At 71.8% G+C, this 22,409-nt stretch carries 12 protein-coding genes; 8 read left to right on the plus strand and 4 right to left on the minus strand.

Going from position 1 to position 22,409, the window contains the following annotated elements; genetic code table 11:
- Positions 1 to 98: 98 nt before the first annotated feature.
- Together BG418_RS37640 and BG418_RS37645 are read right to left on the minus strand one after the other, a co-directional pair.
- The gene (locus BG418_RS37640; protein ID WP_188278576.1) at positions 99 to 1,061 is read right to left on the minus strand and encodes a DUF916 domain-containing protein; all 963 of its coding nucleotides are present in this window, start codon (positions 1,059 to 1,061) and stop codon (positions 99 to 101) included.
- A 100-nt stretch (positions 1,062 to 1,161) separates the two neighbouring features.
- Positions 1,162 to 2,385, minus strand: a complete 1,224-nt coding sequence (locus tag BG418_RS37645) for a DUF6801 domain-containing protein (protein ID WP_188278577.1) — start codon at positions 2,383 to 2,385, stop codon at positions 1,162 to 1,164.
- Positions 2,386 to 3,239: 854 nt separating this feature from the next.
- On the opposite strand from BG418_RS37645, the gene BG418_RS37650 reads away from it, so the two are divergent.
- The 6 genes from BG418_RS37650 to BG418_RS37675 are packed head-to-tail and all read left to right on the plus strand — an operon-like array spanning position 3,240 to position 17,874.
- Positions 3,240 to 9,929: a type I polyketide synthase gene (locus BG418_RS37650; RefSeq protein WP_188278578.1), complete on the plus strand. Its 6,690-nt coding sequence runs from the start codon at positions 3,240 to 3,242 to the stop codon at positions 9,927 to 9,929.
- Between the two features lie 16 nt (positions 9,930 to 9,945).
- A complete protein-coding gene (locus BG418_RS37655) occupies positions 9,946 to 14,352 on the plus strand; it encodes a type I polyketide synthase (RefSeq protein WP_188278579.1) in 4,407 nt (1,468 codons plus the stop codon).
- Positions 14,349 to 14,732: an acyl carrier protein gene (locus tag BG418_RS37660; RefSeq protein ID WP_317453886.1), complete on the plus strand. Its 384-nt coding sequence runs from the start codon at positions 14,349 to 14,351 to the stop codon at positions 14,730 to 14,732. Before BG418_RS37655 ends, BG418_RS37660 begins: the two co-directional genes overlap by 4 nt.
- A complete protein-coding gene (locus BG418_RS37665) occupies positions 14,723 to 15,589 on the plus strand; it encodes an alpha/beta fold hydrolase (RefSeq protein WP_188278580.1) in 867 nt (288 codons plus the stop codon). Before BG418_RS37660 ends, BG418_RS37665 begins: the two co-directional genes overlap by 10 nt.
- Positions 15,586 to 16,770, plus strand: coding sequence for a glycosyltransferase (locus tag BG418_RS37670; RefSeq protein ID WP_188278581.1), 1,185 nt, complete (start codon positions 15,586 to 15,588; stop codon positions 16,768 to 16,770). The genes BG418_RS37665 and BG418_RS37670 overlap by 4 nt, the downstream gene beginning before the upstream one ends.
- Before the next feature lie 48 nt (positions 16,771 to 16,818).
- On the plus strand, positions 16,819 to 17,874 hold the full coding sequence (locus BG418_RS37675) for a class I SAM-dependent methyltransferase (protein WP_188278582.1): 1,056 nt from the start codon (positions 16,819 to 16,821) through the stop codon (positions 17,872 to 17,874).
- Between the two features lie 38 nt (positions 17,875 to 17,912).
- On the opposite strand, the gene BG418_RS37680 is transcribed toward BG418_RS37675, so the two are convergent.
- Positions 17,913 to 18,983 carry an ATP-dependent DNA ligase gene (locus tag BG418_RS37680; RefSeq protein ID WP_188278583.1) on the minus strand — a complete coding sequence of 357 codons (1,071 nt, stop codon included), beginning with the start codon at positions 18,981 to 18,983 and terminating at the stop codon, positions 17,913 to 17,915.
- An 81-nt stretch (positions 18,984 to 19,064) separates the two neighbouring features.
- On the opposite strand from BG418_RS37680, the gene ligD reads away from it, so the two are divergent.
- Positions 19,065 to 20,105, plus strand: coding sequence for a non-homologous end-joining DNA ligase (gene ligD / locus BG418_RS37685; RefSeq protein ID WP_188278584.1), 1,041 nt, complete (start codon positions 19,065 to 19,067; stop codon positions 20,103 to 20,105).
- Positions 20,106 to 20,120: 15 nt separating this feature from the next.
- On the opposite strand, the gene BG418_RS37690 is transcribed toward ligD, so the two are convergent.
- Complete coding sequence (locus BG418_RS37690; RefSeq protein ID WP_188278585.1) at positions 20,121 to 20,837, minus strand: PaaI family thioesterase; 717 nt, start codon at positions 20,835 to 20,837, stop codon at positions 20,121 to 20,123.
- Positions 20,838 to 21,133: 296 nt separating this feature from the next.
- On the opposite strand from BG418_RS37690, the gene BG418_RS37695 reads away from it, so the two are divergent.
- Complete coding sequence (locus BG418_RS37695; RefSeq protein WP_188278586.1) at positions 21,134 to 22,351, plus strand: helix-turn-helix transcriptional regulator; 1,218 nt, start codon at positions 21,134 to 21,136, stop codon at positions 22,349 to 22,351.
- Positions 22,352 to 22,409: the final 58 nt, after the last annotated feature.

Consider the following 22,409-nt stretch of genomic DNA (forward strand, 5'->3'; position numbering starts at 1 on the left):
TGGATGTTCGGCTGCGGACCGTGCGTGGCTTGTCGCGCAGTTCCCCGCGCCCCTAAAAGACAGGGGGCGCGGAACCGCATCGGCATCCCACACGCCGCTCAGCCCGCCCGACCAGCCCCCCGCCGACGCAGCACCACCCACACCCCGCCCCCCACCACCACTAGCCCGGCCAAGGCCACGACCGTCCAGTTCACCGTCGCGTAGTCGACCTCCGCGCTCTCCACCAGGTTCCCGGCCGTGTCGCTGGCGGTGACCTCCACGTTCCCCCAGTCCACCAGCGGCGGGCTCACCCACTTCTGGGTGACCTCGACGCGCTGGCCTGGCAGCAGTTCGGCGGGGAGCCGTCGCCCCGGCGGCTCGAACGCGGTGTGTCCGAACACCCCCTTCGCCCGCAGGCTCACCTGTGGCGACAGCATCACGTTGCCGCTGTTGACCAGCGCGTACGAGATGGTCGCCGCGCGTTTCGCGCCGGGAACGAGTGGGGCGGTGTAGCGGAACCGTACGTTCTCGATGCGCAGCCGCTGCACGCGAGCGCCGTTCACCTTGAGGTAGACGCGCGCCCCGACCGCCTGCTGGACCGCGACCCCGTTGCCGTTGGACGCGCCGAGGTGGGGGTCGAGGGCGACGATCGCGCCCGGGTGGTCGCCCGGTTCGGCGTCCTTGGGCACGGTGAGGGTGAACGGGACGGTGGCCTCGCCGCCCGCCGCGATGGTGACCTCGGAACGGTCCAGACGCGTCCATGCCCCGACGCCGCTCATCCGCTCGTTCCTGCCGCGCACCGCGAAACCGCCGTCGCGCGGGGTGTTGTAGCCGTCAGTCCCGTACAACTGGAAGGTCGTCTCACGGGCGCCGAGGTTCTTGACCGTCACCTGGTCGCGGACGGTCGCGCCGCGGTCGGCCGTCATACGGAAGTACGCCCGGGGCTGCGCGTTCTTCGCGCCCTGAGCAACGGGGAAGACCGACCACCGGCCGTTGTCGGCGGCTTGTGCGGAAGTGCTCGGCAGGGTCGCGGATACGCACACCGCGAGCAGACCGAGGACGACGAGGAAGGCGTGTCTCACGTGCGGTTGTCTCATACGTATCTCACCGCCGGGGGAAGGGGAGTCGGGGACGGGAGATGGGCCGGTCGCCGTGTGCGACCGGCCCACGAGGAGGCGTGACTCACGTCAGGGTCAGCGTGAGCACGGCCTTGTAGTCGCCCGCCGCCGCGGTCGCGGGGATGTTCAGGGAAAGACCGCTGTCCACGGCGAACTGGCCGCCGGTCGCCGCCGCGTCCGGAGCGCTGGCCAGCGTCGCGCCGACGGTCCCGACGGTGCCCTCGGAACCGGCCACGCAGTTGCTCTTGGAGCCGGGAGACGTCACACAGGCGGGCTTCCAGCTCAGCTTGTCCGCGCCGATCGACCCGGCCGTACCGGTGAAGTCGCTGACCTTGCCGGTGAGCGACCAGCCGGTGGCGCCGTTGCGGCCGTCCTTGACGGTGACCGTCTGGAGATTGCCGCTGGAGACACCGCCCGCACCCTGGTTCACCGAGGACAGGGCCACGCTGTCACCGGGCTGGCTCATGGAGAGCGTTCCGGCCACGGCCTTGACCTGCGTACTCAGGTTCTGCTGAGCGGTCGAACCACCCGGCGAGGTCGGGTTGGTGGGGTTGGTCGGGTTCGTTGGGTTCGTTGGGTTGGTCGGATTCGTTGGGTTGGTTGGGTTGGTTGGGTTCGTCGGGTTGGTCGGGTTGGTGGGGCTCGTCGGGTTCTTCGGTACGACCTTGAAGGCCGCCAGGACCTTGTTCGTCGACTTGAGCGTGCAGGGCGCGTCGAAGGTGTCCTTGCCCGTGACGAGTTGGATCGGCTTGCCGTTGGCGTCCCGCACGATCATGTCGTGCAGGTTGATGCCGTCCACCTCGATGCGCGCGTCCCCGGGTGTGTTGAAGGTGAGGGACGGTGCGTTGCCCGTGGCGTTGACGGTGAAGTCGGCCGGCGGGCTGGGGATGTTGGTCTTCGCGACCGTGTTCTCGACGCCGATCCCGGAGAGCGGCCCGTCCGGTGTGTAGACGGTGACACTCGCCGTCGCCTTTCCCTCCAGCGTCTTGCCGCCGACGAGCCCGAGCCCCTGCGCCGCGCGCGAGCTGACCTTCGTGGCCGCGTTGACCGCGAACGCCGGCGACGGCGTTCCCGCCTCGATCTGGCTCGGAATGTCGGCCGTGATCGTCGCCTCGATCGGGTCATTGCTGATCAGCGGAAATACACAGTCGTACTGCTGGACAAGCTTTGCGGGATCTGCCTGCGCGGTCCCGGCGCCCGCGAAGCCGAGCAGCCCCGCGACCACGCCGCCTGCTGCCGCGACGGCCAGCACGGATCGCGCCCCGGCCTTTCTCTCCAAAGCTCCCATGAGCCACCTCTCGTGTTGTACGGACAGTGCGGAACTGGCGCGAACACTTGGGCCTGAGGGTGTGTGAAGGGCGGAAAGTTCCGCGTTTCGGATGCGTAAACTACTTGCGAGTAGGTGGTCGGTCAAGGCGTGGATATGCAAGGCTGTCGAGGGGTTAAGGGAATCCCCGGTTCTTGTCACCGCGATGAGTGGCGCCGCCGCACTTTTTGTCTCTTCCGTACAAAAGCCCAGGGGTCTCCGGGCTGCCAACCGCCCTGCCCGGCAGTGGAATTCAAGAATTCACGCGTACGTAATTCACCATTGTGCGGGAGTTTCGTGGCCGGGGGTCCGCTCCGGGCTGCACGGCCCGCTGCGGACGCCGTCTCGCTGTCCGATACACCGAAATCGACCATCGACACCTCATTGCAACATGACGGAGTGTCAGATATGACGAGTCGTCAGGGAGGGTGACGCGCCCATGGGAGAGCGAGGCAGCGCGAAGGCCGGGCGGCAGATCGCTCACCCCTGCACGCGCGCCACCTCCCGTCGCCAGGCGCCCTGGCAGCTGTCCGTCCCGATGGGTATGGTCGGCTCCGGCCATCCGGCGGATGGTCACGTCTACGCGCATGGCACCACGTCCGCACCGGCCACCGGACCGACCACCGGACCGGCCGCGGGCGACCCTCCCCGTCCCGCCAGCCCGAGCCCCAGACCCACAGCACGTCCCGGCAACGGTACGAGTACCGCCCCGGCGGCCAGTCGTCGTCGGGCAGCCAGGCCTCCGGCTGCCCGTTGGGCACGCCGTCCCCCAGTACGCCCGGCTCGCCGTCGCCGCCACCCCCCTCATCTCCCCACCGGTCTGATTCGGAGTCTCCATGACGCCCGTTGCGCCGAACCGTGAACTCGTCGTCGGATTAAGCCCGTTGGGCCTGCCCGACCCACGCCTCGTCGCCGCCGTCTGCCGAGCCGGCGGACTGGGTGTGCTCGACCTCGGCGCGGGCGATCGCAGTGCCCGCGACGCGCTCGCCCTGCTGCGGCGCTGGACGGCCGACTTCGGCGTAAGGGTCGGGCCGACCTGCGCGCTCACCCCGGAGGAGCTGGCCGAGGAGTGCGGCGGCGCGTGCCCGGCGGTGGTGGTGCTCGCCAACGATGCACCATGGCGTCCAGACCAACTGCCCGCAGATGTGCGGGTGTTGATGGAGGTAAGTGATCCTGAGCAAGCCTGCCTCGCCGCGTCCCATGGCGCGTACGGGCTCGTCGCGCGCGGGAGCGAGTGCGGTGGCCGGACCGGTGAGCTGAGCACCTTCGTCCTGCTCCAGGCGTTGCTGGCCGACCCGGCGTACGACCTGCCCGTATGGGCGTGCGGGGGTATCGGTCCCCGTACCGCGGCGGCGGCCGTGGTCGGCGGGGCGGCCGGGGTCGTCCTCGACGTCCAGCTGGCGCTTCTCGCCGAGTCGGGGCTGCCGGACGAGACCGCGGCGGCGCTGCGCACCACGGACGGGTCCGACACGACCGTGGTCGACGGTGTCCGGGCGCTGCGGCGCGAGCGTACGGGCGTCCAACTCCCCATCGGCCAGGACGGGTTCCTCGCCGCCCGGTTCGCAGGGCGGTGGGGCACTGTGGCGGGCGCGGTGCGCGGAGTGCGCGACGCGATCGGGGCCGTAGTGAGCGAGCCGGACGCCGCCCGCGTGCTGGCCCCCGACTCACCCATGGCGGCCGCCCTCGGTACCCGGCTCCCGCTCGTACAGGGCCCCATGACCCGCGTCAGCGACCAGGCCGGTTTCGCGGCGGCCGTGGCCCGCGAGGGGGCACTGCCGATGCTGGCGCTCGCTCTGTCGGACGGGGAGCAGAGCCGCGCCCTCCTGGAGCACACCCGCGCCGAGCTGGGCGAGCGGCCCTGGGGCGTGGGCATCCTCGGCTTCACGGACGGCCGGATCCGGGCGGAGCAGCTGGAGGCCGTACGAGCCGTCCGCCCCACGCATGCCATCGTCGCGGGCGGTCGTCCGTCCCAGGCCTCCGAGTTGGAGGCGGCGGGCATCCGGACGTTCCTGCATGTGCCCTCGGCGACGCTTCTCGGCCAATTCATTGACATGGGCATGCGTAGATTTGTCTTCGAAGGCGCCGAATGCGGCGGCCATGTCGGGCCGCGCAACAGCTTTCCGCTCTGGGAGGCGCAGCTCGCCGTCATCGAGGAATACGTGGCCGGTTCGCCCGGTACCGCATGCGACTTCGAAGTGCTGCTCGCGGGCGGCATCCACGACGAACGCTCCGCCGCGATGGCCGCCGCGCTCGCCGCCCCGTTGGCCGCTCGCGGGGTCGCGGTCGGTGTCCTCATGGGCACCGCCTACCTGTTCACCGCCGAGGCGGTGGAGTGCGGGGCCATCCAGCCGCTCTTCCAGCGCCAGGTGATCGAGGCGGGCGCGACCGCCCTCCTGGAGAGCGCCCCGGGCCATGCGACCCGCTGCGTCACCAGCCCGTACACCGACGACTACGCGACCGTACGCGCGCGCCTGCGGGCGGACGGTGTGCCGGACCCCGAGGCGTGGGCGGAGCTGGAGCAGCTGAACATCGGGCGGCTGCGGATCGCCAGCAAGGGTGTGGAGCGTCACGACGGCGAGTTGCGGCCGGTCGCCGAGCAGCGGCAGCTGGACGAGGGGATGTTCATGGCCGGGCAGGTCGCCGTGCTGCGGTCGGCGGCGACGACCGTCGGCGCGCTGCACGACGCCGTGACCGCGGGCGCGGCCGCTTTCGTACAGCGGCGCGCGCAGGAGCTGACTCCGGGTGCGGCCGAGGAGAGCGTCGAGGCGCCGGCGCCGCTCGACATCGCTGTCGTGGGCATGGCCTGCATGTTTCCGCAGGCCCCCGATCTGGCGACGTACTGGGCGAACATCGTGGGCGCCGTCGACGCGGTGACCGAGGTGCCCGCCGAGCGCTGGGACCCGGCGATCTACCACGACCCGACGGGCGAGCGCGCCGACACGACCCCGTCGCGGTGGGGCGGGTTCCTGCCGCCGATCCCCTTCGACCCGTTCGCGTACGGCATTCCACCCGCCTCGCTCGGCAGCATCGAACCGGTACAGCTACTCGCCCTCGAAGCCGCCCGGCGGGCCCTCGACGACGCCGGGTACGGCGACCGGCCGTTCGACCGCTCCCGTACGTCGGTGGTCTTCGGCGCCGAGTCCGGCAGCGACCTGTCCGGCGCGACCACGCTGCGCACCGTGCTGCCCGCATACGTCGGCGAGATCCCGGCCGCGATCGAGGAGCAGCTGCCGAGACTCACCGAGGACTCCTTCCCCGGCATGCTCGCCAACGTCATCGCGGGCCGGATCGCCAACCGCCTCGACCTCGGCGGCGCCAACTACACCGTCGACGCCGCCTGCGCCTCCTCGCTCGCCGCGCTCGACGTCGCCTGCAAGGAACTCGCGTCCGGCAACAGCGAGTTGGTGCTCTGCGGTGGCGCGGACCTCCACAACGGCGTCAACGACTTCCTGCTCTTCTCGTCCGTCCGCGCCCTCTCCCCGAGCGGCCGCTCCCGTACGTTCGACGCTTCCGCCGACGGCACGGTCCTCGGCGAGGGCGTGGCCTGTATCGCACTGAAGCGCCTGGCCGACGCGGAGCGGGACGGCGACCGGGTGTACACCGTGATCAAGGGCATCGGCAGCGCCAGTGACGGCCGCTCACTCGGCCTCACCGCGCCCCGGCCCGAGGGTCAGCGGGCCGCGATGGAGCGTGCGTACCGGATCGCGGGTCTCTCGCCCGCCCAGGTGGGCCTGGTCGAGGCGCACGGGACGGGCACGGTGGTGGGTGACCGCACCGAACTGGCCACACTGACCGTCGTGTTCAGCGAGTCCGGCGCGGAGCCGGGCAGCTGCGCACTGGGGTCGGTCAAGTCCCAGATCGGCCACACGAAGTGCGCGGCGGGTCTGGCCGGTCTGATCAAGGCGTCGCTCGCCCTGCACACCGGCATCACCCCGCCCACGATCCACCTCCAGGAGCCGAACGCGGCCTGGGACGCGGACACCAGCCCCTTCGTCTTCCACGCCGAGGCCCGGCCCTGGGCGACGCCGGTGGCCGAACGCGTCGCCGGGGTCAGCGCGTTCGGCTTCGGCGGCACCAACTTCCATGCCGTCCTGACTGCCCACGAGGCGAGCGTGCCGCCGCTGCGGGGCTACGACGCCTGGCCCGCCGAGCTGTTCCTGTTCCGGGGCGCGGACGAGGCGGCGGCCGGGCGGGAGGCGGAGTGGCTGCTCGGTGAGCTGGGGGAGGGCGTCCGGTTACGGGATGCCGCGCTGAAGGCAGCCCGCCGCGCCGAGACGCGCAGTGCGCCCGTACGGATCGCGGTCGTTGCGGACGGTGTCGACGAGCTGCGGGAATTGCTGGGGAAGGTGTCGGCGGGAGAGTCCGCGCGGGGTGTCTTCCGGGCGGATGGGCCGATGGGCGAGGCGCGGAAAGTCGCCTTCCTCTTCCCCGGGCAGGGAAGTCAGCGGCCCGGCATGCTCGCCGATCTGCTGGTGGCGTTCCCGGAGGCGGCCCGGTATCTGGAGGAGGGCCGGACGTACGCTCCCGCCCTCTATCCGCCGAGGGCCTTCGAGCAGGTGGCCAAGGAACGTCAGCGGCAGATCCTCACGGATACGCGAATGGCTCAACCAGCTCTCGGAATAGCTGGTTTGACGGCACATCACATTCTCGGTGAGGCGGGCGTACGTCCCGACATGGCTGCCGGGCACTCGTACGGCGAACTGGTGGCGCTCGCCGCCGCCGGGGCCCTGTCGCCCGAGACGCTGCTCGACCTCAGTGCCCGTCGCGCCGAGGCGATCCTCGGCTCGCTCGGGGACGACCCGGGCGCGATGGCGGCGGTCACCGCGAGCCCCGCCGAGGTCGAGCGGGTCCTGGCCGACGCGGGGCTCGCGGACCGGGTCGTGGCGGCGAACCGCAACGCGCCGCGCCAGACCGTCGTCTCCGGTGCCACCGAAGCGGTGGACGAGGCGATCGGACGCCTAAAGGACGCCGGGTTCGGGGCACAGCGCATTCCGGTCGCCTGCGCGTTCCACAGTCCGCTGGTCGCGGGCGCGGGGGAACGTTTCGCGTCGGATGTGGCCGGACATGCCGTGCGGGCAGCGGAGTTCCCTGTCTGGTCCAACCGGACCGCCGGTGTCTACCCGGCCCGGCCCGACGCCGTACGCGCCGAACTCGCCGCGCAGATCGGCTCCCCGGTGCGGTTCGCCGAGCAGGTCGAGGCGATGTACGCGGCGGGGGCCCGGATCTTCGTCGAGGCGGGGCCGGGCGCGGTGCTCACCGGTCTGGTCGGCAAGATCCTCGGCGACCGCCCGCATCTGGCCGTGGCCTGCGAGCCTGGCCCCGGTTCCGGACTGCGTGGCTTCCTGGGATCGCTTGGCCGCCTCGCGGTCGCGGGTGTGCCGGTACGTACGGGGCGGCTCCTCCAGGGCCGGGGCGCGGTGACGGCACCACCGGAGCCGCCCGGCTGGACGGTGGACGGCCAGCTGGTCCGTACCCGCTCCGGAGACCTGCTGCCCGGCGCTCTGCAACCGGCGCGGCGGGTCACTCTGGAGAGTGCGTCCGGGCAGCGCGCTGAGGAGGGCTCGTCGGAGCAGGGGCTGATCTCGGACTTCCTGCGGACGACGCGTGAACTGGTCGCGGCTCAACGGGACGTACTGCTCACGTACTTGGGGGCCAATGGCGGTGCGGCTTCGCTGCCACCGGTGCCTGTGCCCACGGCGCTCCCCGTGGAGCCCGTCGTCACGGCGGAAGCGCCCCGCCCGCCCGTCGTCGACATCGAGCAGGCCGTGCTCACCGTCATCAGCGAACGCACCGGCTACCCCGCCGACATGATCGAGCCCGATCTCGACCTCGAAGCCGATCTGAGCATCGACTCCATCAAACGCACGGAGATCGTCGGCGAACTGGCCCGCCACCTCGCGGGGACCCGTACGTTCGACGACGCTGAGATGGAGGAGCTGTCCCGGGCGCGTACGGTCGCGGCGATCACGTCCTGGATCACCGCACACGACACCGTGACCGAAGCGGCGCCGACTGTTGCCGCGCCAACCGCCGCCCCGGATGCCATCGCGGGCATCGCCCCCCATCGCCTGACCCTCCGACCAATCCCCCTCGACCTCCCCCCGGCCCCCTCACTCCCCGGCAGACGTTTCGCGCTGCTCGGCGGCGGCGAGGTGGCCGAGGAGTTGGCGGCCCGGTTGGTACGCGGTGGGGCCGAGGTCGTCACGTACGACATGGACCGACGGCTCGACGAGACCGACGGGCCGCTCGACGGGGTGTTCCACCTCGGCGCCGTCGTGCGCGACACACCGCCCGATGGTGGTGGGGCGCTGCTCCCCGGCGCCTTCGAGGTCTTCCGGACCGCCCTGCGGCTCGCGCCCAGGTGGCTGATCTGCGCCAGGACCGCACCCGGTGCCGGGGAGGAGATGGGAGCGGGGTTGCACGGGCTGTTCCGGACCATCGGGCGGGAGTACGAGGACATCTCGGCCCGGGTCGTCGATCTGGACCCGGCCGCGCCCGCCGCGCAGTGGGCCGAGTTCCTGGTGGGGGAGCTGTCCGTGTCGGATCGTTCCCCTGTCGTCCTGCGGACCGCCGAAGAGCGGTACGGGCTCGCGCTCGTCGAGGACCCGCTCACCGGGCTCGCACGCACCGGCGCGGGACCGGCCGGGGACGGGGTCGCCGAGGTGGCGGCTCTCGGGCTCGACCAGGAGTCGGTGGTCGTGCTCGCCGGGGGCGCCCGGGGGATCACGGCCGACTTCGCCCTGGCCCTCGCCTCCGCCGCCCGCTGCCGGATCGAGCTGCTCGGCCGGACCCCGTTGCCCGCCGGACCCGAGGACCCGGACATCGCGGCTGCCGGTGACGAGGCGGCACTGCGCGCGGTCCTGGTCGCCCGGGGTGAGCTCGCCCCCGCCGCGATCGAACGCGAGGTGAGGACGATCCTCGCCGGGCGCGAAGTCGCGGACACCTTGGACCGGTTGGACCGGGTCGGCGCTCGCGCCGCCTACCGCGTCGCCGACATGTGCGACACCGCCGCCGTGGCACAGGCGGTCAAGGAGATCCAGGCCGAGCACGGGCACATCGACGCGGTGGTGTACGCGGCGGGCGTGATCGAGGACCGGCTCATCGCCGAGAAGGACCCCGAGTCCTTCCGCCGGGTGTACGGGACGAAGGTCGACGGCGCCCGCGCGCTGCTCGACGCCATGGCGCACCTGCCCAGCGGGCCACGGCTGGCCGTGCTGTTCGGCAGCGTCTCCGCCGTACTCGGCAACCGTGGCCAGAGCGACTACGCCGCCGCCAACGACGCCCTCGCGGGTCTCGGGGAGCGCTGGGCCCGGCGCACCGGACGCCGGGCGCTCACCGTGCACTGGGGGCCGTGGGCACCGTCCGCCGAGCACGGCGGCATGGTCACCCCGCACCTCGCCCGCGAGTACGCCCGGCGCGGGGTGTCCCTCATCGACCGCGAGGAGGGCACGCTGGCCCTGCTGCGGGAGCTGGCGTGGGGCGACGAGTCGACCAGGTCCGTCGTCTACACGGCATCGGCTCTGTGAGATGGCGGATGTGAGGATGACTGGCCGTCAGATGCCCGTCGCCATCGTCGGGATGTCTGTCCTGTTGCCCGGTGCTCCCGACCTGGACGCCTACTGGCGCAACCTCGTCGACGGTGTGGACGCCATCCGTGAGGTGCCCGACGGGCGCTGGGACCCGGTGTACTACCGGCCCGGCGAGGAGAAGGCCGCCGCCGACCGGGTGTACTGCCGGCGCGGCGGCTTCGTCGACGGACTCGCCGAGATCGACGCCACCCGCTTCGGCATCATGCCCCACTCCATCGCGGGCACCGAGCCCGACCAGCTCATCGCGCTCTCCGTCGCCGACCGGGCCGTCGCCGACGCGGGCGGCACGGACCGGCTGCCCGCCCGCGACCGCGTCGGCGTGATCCTCGGCCGGGGCGGCTATCTCACCCCGGGCCTGGTCCGCCTCGACCAACGGGTGCGTACGGCACATCAGTTGACCCGTACGTTGAGCGAACTGCTGCCTCAGCTCGCCCCGGACCAACTCGACCGCGTGCGGGCCGCGTTCACCGACGCGCTGGGGCCCGAGCACCCCGAGTCGGCGATCGGTTTGGTCCCCAACCTGGCGGCCTCGCGCATCGCCAACCGGCTGGATCTGCGCGGCCCCGCGTACACCGTCGACGCGGCCTGCGCGTCCTCGCTCATCGCGGTGGATCGCGCGATCGATGAACTCGCCTCCGGGCGCTGCGACATGATGCTGGCGGGCGGGGTCCATCACTGCCATGACATCACCCTGTGGAGCGTCTTCGCCCAGCTGCGCGCGCTCTCGCCGAGCCAGCGCAGTCGTCCCTTCCACGCTGCCGCCGACGGAATCCTCATCGGCGAGGGCACCGGCGTCGTCGTCCTGAAGCGGCTCGCCGACGCCGAACGTGACGGCGACCGGGTGTACGCGGTGATCCGCGGCACGGGGGTGACGAGCGACGGCCGCGGCACCGGTCTGATGAACCCCGACCCGGGCGGTCAGACCCGCGCGGTCCGGCAGGCGTGGCAGGCGGCCGGGCTCGACCCCTGTGCCCCGGACGCGATCGGACTCCTGGAAGCCCACGGCACGGGCACTCCGGCGGGTGACGCAGCCGAACTTGCCACACTGGCCGAGGTGTTCGGCCCTTCGGATGCCCCCGGGGGCGCGGTCATCGGCTCGGTGAAGTCGATGATCGGGCACTGTATGCCCGCCGCGGGCGTCGCCGGACTGGTGAAGGCCGCCCTCGCCGTGCACCACGCGACCCTGCTGCCGACCCTGCACTGCGACGACCCGCACCCCGCGCTCGACCGAACTCGCTTCCGCCCGCAGGATGTCGCCCGCCCCTGGGACGCGCCACTGCGTCGGGCCGCCGTCAACGCGTTCGGCTTCGGCGGGATCAATGCGCATGTGGTGCTGGAACAGGCGCCGGATGTACGGAAGGTGGCATCAACCACGCCCCGTCCGCGACCCCTTGCCGACGTGCGCGAGCCGGAACGGGTGCTGCGGATGAGCGCGGACTCGCCGGACGACCTCGCGCGACTCCTGGACGCGGACGACGCGACCGTACTGGCGAGGAGTGATAGGTCATACGCGGCTGTCGCCCGGCTCGGCATCGTCGATCCGACCCCCAAGCGCCTCGCGCTCGCCCGCAGAGCGGTGGCGGCGGGCCGTCCCTGGCGCGGTCGTGGCGATGTGTGGTTCACCCCGCGCCCGCTCCTTGGTGGCGGGACCGGGGGCAAGGTCGCCTTCGTCTTCCCGGGACTTGAGGCCGAGTTCGCTCCTCGCGTGGACGAGGTGGTCGAGCATTACGGGCTGCGGCTGCCGGGTCGCGCGTACACCGAGGCGACGGACGTGGCCCGGCATGGGCTCGGTGTGCTGCGAGTCGGGCGGGTCCTCGACGCGGCCCTGCGCGCGATGGGCGTCGAGCCCGACGGGGTGGCCGGTCACAGCGTCGGCGAGTGGATGGCGATGATCGCGGGCGGACTGTTCCCGGCCGACAGCACCGACGACTTCTTCGCGGCCTTCGACCCCGACTCACTGCGCGTGCCGGGCCTGACGTTCGCGGCGATCGGTGCGTCGGCGGCCCGGGTGACCGAAGCGCTCGCGGGCCGCGAGGACGTGGTGCTCTCGCACGACAACTCCCCGAGCCAGTCCATGATTTGCGGCCCCGAGCGGCCGGTCGCGGAGTTCGTGGCGAAGCTGCGGGCCGAGCATGTGATGTGCCAGGTGCTCCCGTTCCGCTCCGGCTTCCACACCCCGATGCTGGCGCCGTACCTGGGCCCGCTGACGCAGGGGCTGAACGCGGCGGAGATCCTGCCGCCGCGCGTCCCGGTCTGGTCCGGCACCACGGCGGCCCCGTTCCCGACGGCCCCCGACGAGGTCCGGGCCCTGTTCGTACGCCATCTCCTTGAGCCGGTACGGTTCCGCCCGCTCATCGACGCGATGTACGCGGCCGGGTTCCGTGCGTTCATCCAGATGGGCACGGGCCGGCTCACCTCCCTGATCGACGACACCCTCAAGTCCCGCGACCACCTCGCCCTCTCGGCCAACTCGCCCCAGCGCGGTGGACTCGCCCAACTGCGGCGGGTGGAGACGGGGTTGTGGGCGGAGGGGTACGAGCCGGTGTCGCGGCGGCCTCGCGCGTCGGGGGCGCGTACGCGCCCCGCCACCCCTCTCGACCTCGGCGCCGCGCTGGTGCCCCTCGACCCCGGCCGCCGGGACGCGCTGCGGGCCGAGCTCGTACCTCGTACGAATGGTGAACGGCCGTACGGGGCACGCTCGTTAGCTTCGGACATCACTAGTCGTCACCCTGTTGCCGCCGAGCTCGACGCGTTGCTGCGGGAGACCGCTGAGAGTGTCACCGCCGTACTGGAGGCGGCGAGTGGGCCCGCCGAGCGGCAGACACGCCCGGAGTCCGCCGAGCGGCAGACGCGGTTGCGGGTCTCCACGGACGCGATGCCCTACCTCCTTGACCACTGTTTCTTCCCGCAGCGGCCCGGCTGGCCGGATGTGTCCGACCGGTATCCCGTGGTCCCGGCCACCACCGTCCTGCACCACCTGATGGCCGCCGCCGAGGAGGCCGCTCCGGGTCAGCGGGCCGTCGCCGTGCACGACGTACGGCTGGAGAAGTGGGTCAGTGCCGTCCCGGCCGTGGACGTCACCGTCACCGCCCGCCCGCAGGGACAAGGCCGGATGGCGGTCGCGTTCGGCCCGTACGCCCGCGCGACCGTACAGCTGGCCCCCGCCTATCCGCCCCCGCCGCCCGCGCCACCCCTCGACACCACCGGCGAGCGTCCCCCCGAGATCCGCGCGGCGCAGCTGTACGAGGACCGATGGATGTTCCACGGACCCGCCTTTCGGGGCGTGACCGGGCTCACCGCGATCGGCCCGGCGCACGTCCGGGGCACGATCACCGCACCGCCCGCCCCGGGTGCGCTGCTCGACAACGTGGGCCAACTCCTCGGCTACTGGCTGATGTCGACCCATCCCGTACGCACGGTCATCTTCCCGGTGGCGATCGGAGAAGTACGTTTCCACGGGCCGCAGCCACCCACCGGCACCCCCGTCGACTGCCACGCCACCATCACCTCGCTCACCGAGGACACCCTCCTCGCCGATGTCCGGCTGACCCTCCCCGACGGCACGGTGTGGGCGGAGATCTCCGACTGGCGCGACCGCCGCTTCTCGGGGCTCGACGCGCGCAAATCCGGGGGATACCCGGAACGCCGTGCGCTCTCCGACCCCCGCCCCGGCGGCTGGTTCCTGCTCCGGGACGTCTGGCCGGACCTCGCCTCCCGCGATCTACTGATGCGTACGCAACTGGGCGCCAGGGAGCGGGAGTTGTACGAGGCGCGGCCGCCGCGCGGACGGCGGCAGTGGCTGCTCGGGCGGATCGCGGCCAAGGACGCGGTGCGGCGGTGGCTGTGGGAGCACGGCGAGGGCGCGGTGTTCCCGGCCGAGATCGAGATCGTGAACGAGGAGTCGGGGCGCCCGCGTGCGGTCGGTGTGCACGGTCGCGTACTGCCGCCGCTGGAACTGTCGCTGGCCCATCGGGACGAGCTGGCGGTGGCGATCGTCCGCCCCGATTCACATCCGGTCGGTATCGACATCGAGCACGTCACCGACCGCACCCCCGACACCCACCACGTCGCCCTCGGCCACGCCGAACTCGCGCTCCTCGCCCGGCTGACCACCACCACGGACGACTCCGAGGCCCTGTGGTTCACCCGCTTCTGGGCCGCCAAGGAAGCGGCCGCCAAGGCGGAGGGCACCGGATTCGGCGGCCGCCCGCACGCCTTCGCGGTGATGGAGGCAACCCCTGAAGACCTGGTCGTTGCCGTCGACGACCGCCATCACCACGTCCACTGCACCTTGATCGAGCTCACCCACGTCGTGGCCTGGACCACGTCCTCCGTGTCCCCCAAGGAGAGTGCTCAGTGACCACCAGCGAACTGCCGCCCGGCGCCGCCCCGCTCACGCCGCCGGACCATAAGTCTGTTCCGGACGAGAAGATTGTTCTGGCCGAGATCGCCGGGCTGATCGTGACGGTGCTCGGGGAGTACGCGCCCGATCCCGCCGACATCCGCCCCGACACCCTCTTCGGCGACGACCTGGAGCTGGAGAGCATCGATCTCGTCATGCTCTCCGGGCAGCTCCAGGAGTGGTACGGCGACCGCGTGAACTTCGCCGAGTTCGTGGCCGGTCTGGAGATCGACGAGGTCATCGCGCTCTCCGTCGGCCGCCTCGTCGACCATGTCGTGGAGTGCCTGAGCGCGGGACCGGCCTCGACGCCCGGACCGGGAGCCGTCCGATGGTCATGATCCGGGCGAACGGGCTCGGGCTGCACGTACAGCGTCTGGCCCCCAGGCGCCACCACCCGTACGGCACCGTCGTGTTCATCCACGGCGCCTTCATCGACAGCCTCGCGAGCTTCTACTTCACCCTCGGCCCGGCGTTCGCCGCCGCCGGGTTCGACGCGGTCATGTACGACCTGCGCGGCCACGGCCGCAGCGAACGCCCCCCGACCGGCTACGCCCTCGAACACTTCACCGCCGATCTCGACAGCCTGCTCGACGAGCTGGACGTCGACGGTCCCGTCCACCTCGTGGGCAACTCCTTCGGCGGTACGGTGGCCCTCGACTACGTGGTCCACCGGCCCGAACGCGTCGCCACCGTCACCGTGATCGAGTCGGGTCCGGCAAACGCGGCCTGGTCCGAGACGATGTCGGCGGCCCTGCGCCAGGCCGGGGACATGCCCGAGGACGACGCGCTGCTCTGGTTCACCGAGCAGTACGGAACGCTCTCCTCCACCCGGACCGGCGACGCCCGGCACGACGCGCACATCCGCCGGCTCGGGCTGGCCGCCGGACGTCTGGTGCGGTCCACGACGATCGCCCGGGACATTCCGGCCGGCCGGGTCCTCAGTGACGCGCAGCTGAGGCGGGTGCGCTGCCCGGTGCTGCTCATCAACGGGCAGGAGGGCCTGGTGGCCGCCGAGGCCGCCCGGCTGCGCTCGCTGCTGCCGCGCTGCCGGGTCGCCGTCGTACCGGGGCAGAAGCACTCGGTCCTAGTCGAGGCCGCCGACACGGTGGGCGAGCTGGCCCTTGACTGGATCCGTCAACATGCGGCAGCTGTACGGGAGTTGGCCGAGCCGAGCGAAACGGGATCGGCGCGGTGAGCCGGTTCCTCTTCGTCGTGCCGCCGCTGACCGGCCATATCAACCCCGCCGCCGCCGTCGCCGCCGAGCTGACCGCCCGGGGGCACGAGGTGGCGTGGGCGGGGCGGCCGGTGGTCGTCGGGCGGCTGGTGGGCGGACGGCCGAAGGTGTACGAGTGCGCCGGGCCCGACCGGATCGACGGGCTGAGGCCGCCGCAGCTGCGCGGGATCGCGGCGCTGAAGTTCCTCTGGGACGGCTTCCTCGGCCCGCTCGCCGAGGCGATGGCGCCCGGGGTGGAGGCGGCGATCGGCGCGTTCGGCCCGGACGTCGTCGTCTGCGACCAGCAGACGGTGGCGGGCGCGCTGGTCGCGGAACGGCTCGGCGTCCCGTACGCGACCTCGTCGACCACCTCCGCCGAGCTCGCCGACAGCATGGCCGGACTGCCGGGCGTCGAAGGCTGGCTCACCGCGCTGCTCGGGCGGCTGCGGCAGCGCATCGGCGACCCGGCGGCCACCCACGATCCGCGCTTCTCGCCGCTGCTGACGCTCGCCTTCACCACCCCCGAGCTCGTCGGCCCGTATCCCGTCCCCGCCACCGACCTGCGCTTCGTCGGACCGGCGCTCGCCTCCCGGCGTTCGGACGCCGGGGACTTTCCCTGGCAGTGGCTCGATCTCGCACCCGGGACGGCGCCGGTCCTGATCACGCTCGGCACGGCGAACCCGGACGCGGGCGGGCGTTTCCTCGCCGAGAGCGTGGCGGCCGTACGCGCCCGGACCGGACAGCTGCGCGCGGTGGTGTGCGACCCCGGCGGGCTGCTCGGGCCCGTCGCGGTCGGCCCCGATGTGCTGGTGCGGACGTCGCTGCCCCAAGTCGCGCTCCTGGAACGGATGTCGGCGGTCGTCTGTCACGCGGGCCACAACACCGTCACCGAGGCGCTGTGGCACGGCGTGCCGCTGGTCGTCGCCCCGATCCGGGACGACCAGCCGGTGGTGGCGTCCCAAGTGGTGGGCGCCGGGGCCGGGTTGCGGATCAAGTTCGGCCGCGCGGGACGCGACCAGATCGGTGCGGCGCTCGACGCCGTGGTGACGGAACCCCGGTACCGAGAGGCGGCCCACCGTATCCGGGACGCGTTCCGCAAGGCGGGCGGGGAGTCGGCGGCGGCCACGTACCTGGAAGAGCTCGCCGGTGCGGGCGGTCGCTAGCACCGGCACCGCGCGAGAACCCGATGGATCGACAGAGAGGAACCGGACATGCCACGCAGCGAACAGATCGCCGATCTCCGCCCGGCGTACCGCGAGGAGCTGGCCCGGGGCACGGCCCGGTTCTTCCTGCCGGCGCGCACGAACTGCCCCTGGTGCCTGGGTCCCGACCTGCGGCGCAAGTTCCGCACCCGTGACCTGATCCAGGACAAGCCGGGGGAGTTCGTGCTCGACGAATGCCTCGGCTGCGGCCACATCTTCCAGAACCCGCGCCTGAGCCAGGAGGGCCTGGACTTCTACTACCGGGACTTCTACGACGGCCTGGGCGCCGAGACCACGGCCAAGATGTTCGAGGGCAACGGCAGCAAGAAGCGGTTCCGCCGCAGCGCGCACGCCTTGCGCCGTGTCGCCCTGCCCGCCCGCTGGCTGGACGTCGGCACCTCGCTCGGCCACTTCTGCGCGGCCGCCAAGGAGGTGCTGCCGGACACGTCGTTCGACGGCCTCGACATGGGCGAGGGCGTCGAGCACGCGGCCAAGGAGGGCCGCGTCGAGCAGGCGTACCGTGGTCTGTTCGTCGATCTGGCCGACACGATGACGGGCCGGTACGACGTGGTCAGCATGTTCCACTACCTGGAGCACACCCTCGACCCGCACCGCGAACTCACCGCCGCGCACACGGCGTTGGCGCCCGGCGGCCATCTGCTGATCGAGGTCCCCGACCCCCAGTCGCTCTGCGGGCGGCTGCTCGGCCGGCTCTGGCTGCCCTGGTTCCAGCCCCAGCACCTCAACCTCATCCCGATGCAGAACCTCTGCACCCGGCTGCGCAACCTCGGCTTCACCGTCGTGGTGGCCGAGCGGCGCGACGCCCACATCCCGGCGGACCTGGTGTGCGCGACATGGTTCCTGTTCAGCCGCCTGCTGCCGCCGGACGATGTGCCCTGGCGTGCGAAGCGCCCCGGCCGGGTCAGCCGGGTGGTGCGGTCGGCGCTGGTGTACTCCGCGCTGCCGTTCCTGCTGGCGGTGTACGGCATCGACCAGCTGCTGAACCCGCTGCTGAGGCGTACGCGGTTCTCCAACGCGTACCGGGTCATCGCGCGCCGCGACTGACGGGGGCGGGGCGGCCGGGGGCGTTTGTCGGCTGAGGATTACCCGCCCGACAGCACCTCGGCCAGGTCGTAGCGGACCGGCTCCTCCAGCTGGGCGTACGTACAGCTCGCGGGGTCCCGGTCCGGGCGCCAGCGGCGGAACTGGGCCGTGTGCCGGAAGCGGTCGCCCTCCATGTGGTCGTACGCCACCTCGCAGACCCGGGACGGCCGCACCGCCACCCAGGACAGATCCTTCTTGCCGGTCCAGCGGCTCTGCGCGCCCGGCAGCCGGGCGCCGGCGTGGGCGGCCTCGTCCAGCCAGGCGGCCCAGGGGTGACCGTCGGCCACCGGGTCGTCCATCAGGAGCGGAGCCAGCTCCTCCACGAGCTCGGCCCGCCGCTTCATGGGGAAGGCGGCACAGACGCCGATGTGCTGGAGCGCGCCCGAGTCGTCGTACAGCCCGAGGAGCAGGGAGCCGACGACCGGTCCGCTCTTGTGGAAGCGGTAGCCTGCGACCACCACGTCGGCCGTACGCTCATGCTTGATCTTGAACATCAGCCGGGCGTCGGGGTGGTACAGCAGGTCGAGCGGCTTGGCCACGACCCCGTCGAGCCCGGCACCCTCGTACCGCTCGAACCACTCCTGCGCCTGGGCGGCGTCCGTGGTGGCGGGCGCGAGGTGGACGGGGGCGGTGACGCCGCGCAGCGCCTCGACCAGCGCGGCCCGGCGCTCGGCCAGCGGGGTGTCGAGCAGCGACTCGTCGCCCAGGGCCAGCAGATCGAAGGCGACGAAGCTGGCCGGGGTCTGCTCGGCGAGCAGTTTCACACGGGAGGCGGCCGGGTGGATGCGCTCGCTGAGCCGGTCGAAGTCGAGACGGCCGTCGTGGACGATGACGATCTCGCCGTCGACGACGCAGCGCTGCGGCAGGCGCGCGGTCAGCGCCTCGGCGAGCTCGGGAAAGTAGCGGGTCAGCGGCTTGCCGTTGCGACTGCCGATGACGATCTCGGCCCCGTCGCGGTGCACGATCGCCCGGAACCCGTCCCACTTCGCCTCGTACTGCATACCGGGCGGAATCTTCGCGACGGATTTGGCGAGCATGGGCTTCATGGGCGGCATGACGGGCAGATCCATGCACCGGATTGTCCCTGAATAAGATGGATATCCGCCATTTACGATATGCGAGGGATGTGGGGGCGGCCTACCGTGGCGTGCATGGGCACGAGCAAGGGTGAGGCGGTCGAGCTGGAGGTGGCGGGGCGGACGGTACGGCTGTCGAACCCGAACAAGGTGTACTTCCCGGAGGGCGGCGGGGGCGGCTACACGAAGCTGGACGTGGCCCAGTACTACGTGTCCGTCGCCGACGGGATCACCCGCGCCCTGCGCGACCGCCCGACGACGCTGGAGCGCTACCCCGACGGGGTCGACGGCGAGTCCTTCTTCCAGAAGCGGGCGCCCAAGAACCTCCCCGAGTGGATCCCGACCGCGCGGATCTCCTTCCCCAGTGGCCGTCACGCCGACGAGATCTGCCCGACCGAGCCCGCCGCCGTCCTGTGGGCCGCGAATCTGGGCTGTCTGACCTTCCACCCCTGGCCGGTACGCCGCGAGGCCGCCGACCACCCCGACGAACTCCGCATCGACCTGGACCCCCAGCCCGGCACGGACTTCGACGACGCGGTGCCGGTGGCTTTTGAACTCCGAGCATTGCTGGACGAGTTCGGAATCCGAGGCTGGCCCAAGACGTCCGGCGGCCGGGGCATCCACGTCTTCGTACCGATCGAACCCCGCTGGACCTTCACCGAGGTACGCCGCTGCGCCATCGCGATCGGCCGCGAGCTGGAACGGCGGATGGAGGGCCGTGTGACGACGGCCTGGTGGAAGGAGGAGCGAGGCGAACGTATCTTCGTCGACTACAACCAGACGGCCCGGGACCGCACGATCGCCTCCGCGTACTCGATCCGCCCCAAACCGCACGCCCCGGTCTCGGCCCCCCTGCGCTGGGACGAGCTGAACGACGTCCACCCCAAGGACTTCGACCTCCGCACGATGCCCGCGCGCTACGCCGAACTGGGCGACATCCACGCGGACATGGACACCCACGCGTACAGCCTGGAGCCACTGCTGGAACTGGCCGCCCGCGACGAACACGAACTGGGCGACATGCCGTACCCACCGGACTATCCGAAGATGCCGGGGGAGCCCAAGAGGGTGCAGCCCAGTCGGGCCAAGAAGGGAGTGGGGGAGGGCGGGGGCTAGCCGGTACCAAGAGCGCTATCGGGGGTCCACCCACAGCGCCGAGGCGACCGCGCAGAGGTCACCCTCGGCCGTGGCCAGGGCGACCCCCATCCGGTGCTTGCGGCCTCCTTCCGCGAGGACCCAGGCGTACGACACCAGGGGCGAGGAAACCGGCACCGGCTGGAGCAGGCGGGCCGTGAGCGAGGCTGTTACCGCGCCCGCCCGCATCCCTCCCCGAAGTCGGCCCGCCGCGTTTCCGGGGCAGTCGAGTGCGCCCCACACGAGCTCCGGCCGCAGCATCCCCTCGGGGTCGGCGAGCGCGGGTCCGGGGGTCCACGCGGTGGCCACCAGATCCCGCCCCGGCACGGCCCCGCAGTGCTGGCGCAGCCCGGTGTCGGGGGTGCGGTCGAGTCCGCACCCGAAGCAGTCCACGGCGCCCTCCGGCGGAGCCGCGCGGTACGCCTCGGCCGCCGCCAACGCCTCGCCCCAGGAGGGCGGTTCGGGGACTTCGAGGTCCAACTCGTCGGGCGTGGCCACCGCGAGCACCCCGTCCGCGCCGGTCAGCACGGCGCCACCGTCGGCGGTCTCCGCGAGCCCCACCGGCACCTCCACCGGGGTCGGCCGCCGGAAGTCCACCCGTACGGTCTTGGCCGCCGCCCGCCCGGCGAGCACCCCCGCTACGAATCCGCCGAACGCCACCCCGGGATACCCCCGCAGATGGCCGGGCACCGTGATCGTCTCGATGTCGGTCATGGCCCTCACTTCACCACATCCCCGCCTCCGGCGGCCGGACGGGTATGGGGGTCGGTAGGAGTCAGAGCGTCTGTGTGGTGGCGCAGACGAGGACCGGACCGCGAGCTCCGGCCGCCACCGAAGGTCGGTAGGACGTCACTTTGCTAAGTGAGTGTCCTGTGCTGGTGAAAAGAAGAGGAAACAGGAAACTTCTGATCGGCCCTACGTGGAGCGAGTATTGCGTGCCACACTTTCTCTCGGCTCCTGATTCGTCAGGGGACGCAATGGTCATGTGTGACTTGCTTAAGGAGGTGCCGATGAAGGTTCCTTTAGGCTTCGGCGCAGAGCTGCGTCGGCTGCGAGAAGCCGCGAACATGACGCTGGAGGAAGTTTCCAAGGAGGTGAGCTATAGCAAAGGTCACCTCTGCAAGGTGGAGCGAGGAAACAAGAAACCGACTCAGGCACTGGCACGTCGTTGTGACGCCTTGTTCAAGACGGGTGGGCGTCTCGCGCACATGCTGGATGCACCGAAGCCCACTGATGCCCGCCGAGCCCAGGGGCGGAGGGAAGTGCTCGCCACGGGCGCCGGTTCCCTGGTGGCCGCCGCCATGGGAGGCCGGGGCGGGGGACCTTGGACGGGCTACCCGGCACTGCCGACGGCCGCCCTGTTCCACGATCAGCTGCAGCAGATGCGGATGTTGGGCCAGGCCAGCGCACCCACCGCGCTTCTGGCGCCGCTCGGTGCACAGGTCTCCACCATCACCCGCATGGCCACCCAATCCTCAAGCAGCGTCCGGTCCGAATTGCTGGTCATCGCTGCTCGCTTCGCCGAATACGCCGGGTGGATGGCTCAGGAGGCGGGGCGTGTCGCCGAGGCCCTGGACTGGACAGCACAGGCGGTGGAACTGGCCCGGGCCGGTGGCGACACGGATCTGGCGGACTACGCCCTGGTCCGTCGTGCCCTCATTGCCCTGTACAACAACGATGCCCAAGAGACGGTCGAGTTGGTCGAGCAGGCTCAGCGCGACGGTGTGCCGCCCCGGATCCGCGGGCTGGCGACCCAACGAGCCGCGCAGGGGCACGCGCTGGCCGGTGACGAGAGCGCCTGCCTGAACGAACTGGACCGTGCGCGCACCCTCCTGGCCAAGGACGACGCCAGGGACAACGGTCCTGTCCTGGGCCCCACCCAGGTCCCCGACCTCGTCTCGATGGTGACCGGCTGGTGCCTGCACGACCTGGGCCGGCACCGGGAGGCCGCCGAGATCCTGGACCGCGAGTGCCTGCGCATCCCCCCTCACGCGGTGCGCACCCGCGTCCGCTACGGCCTTCGCCGGGCCTTGGCGCACTCCGCCTCGGGCGAGATCGAGCACGCCTGCGAAGTGGCGCGGGAGCTGCTGATGTTCACCGACCTCGCGCCGTCGGCGACGATCCGGACAGACGTAGGCCAACTCGACCGTGAACTGCGGCGATTCCGTTCCCACCCCGCAGTTCGTGAGCTGCGCCCAGGCCTGGCGCACGCCATGGCCGACCACTGACCGCGCTATCCCCTTACGCGTGTCGCGTACGGCCGTCCGCTCCGCCGTGCCCGTTTAC

The sequence above is a fragment of the Streptomyces sp. CBMA152 genome, from assembly GCF_014596475.1.
Taxonomy (GTDB): Bacteria; Actinomycetota; Actinomycetes; order Streptomycetales; family Streptomycetaceae; genus Streptomyces.

Excerpts from the sequence above, each read along its gene's own strand:
- BG418_RS37680 (WP_188278583.1), bottom strand. The coding sequence starts at position 18,983 with ATGGATCTGCCCGTCATGCCGCCCATGAAGCCCATGCTCGCCAAATCC.
- BG418_RS37675 (WP_188278582.1), top strand. The coding sequence starts at position 16,819 with ATGCCACGCAGCGAACAGATCGCCGATCTCCGCCCGGCGTACCGCGAG.
- BG418_RS37650 (WP_188278578.1), top strand. The coding sequence starts at position 3,240 with ATGACGCCCGTTGCGCCGAACCGTGAACTCGTCGTCGGATTAAGCCCG.
- BG418_RS37655 (WP_188278579.1), top strand. The coding sequence starts at position 9,946 with ATGACTGGCCGTCAGATGCCCGTCGCCATCGTCGGGATGTCTGTCCTG.
- BG418_RS37690 (WP_188278585.1), bottom strand. The coding sequence starts at position 20,837 with ATGACCGACATCGAGACGATCACGGTGCCCGGCCATCTGCGGGGGTAT.
- BG418_RS37645 (WP_188278577.1), bottom strand. The coding sequence starts at position 2,385 with ATGGGAGCTTTGGAGAGAAAGGCCGGGGCGCGATCCGTGCTGGCCGTC.
- BG418_RS37665 (WP_188278580.1), top strand. The coding sequence starts at position 14,723 with ATGGTCATGATCCGGGCGAACGGGCTCGGGCTGCACGTACAGCGTCTG.
- BG418_RS37695 (WP_188278586.1), top strand. The coding sequence starts at position 21,134 with ATGAAGGTTCCTTTAGGCTTCGGCGCAGAGCTGCGTCGGCTGCGAGAA.
- ligD (WP_188278584.1), top strand. The coding sequence starts at position 19,065 with ATGGGCACGAGCAAGGGTGAGGCGGTCGAGCTGGAGGTGGCGGGGCGG.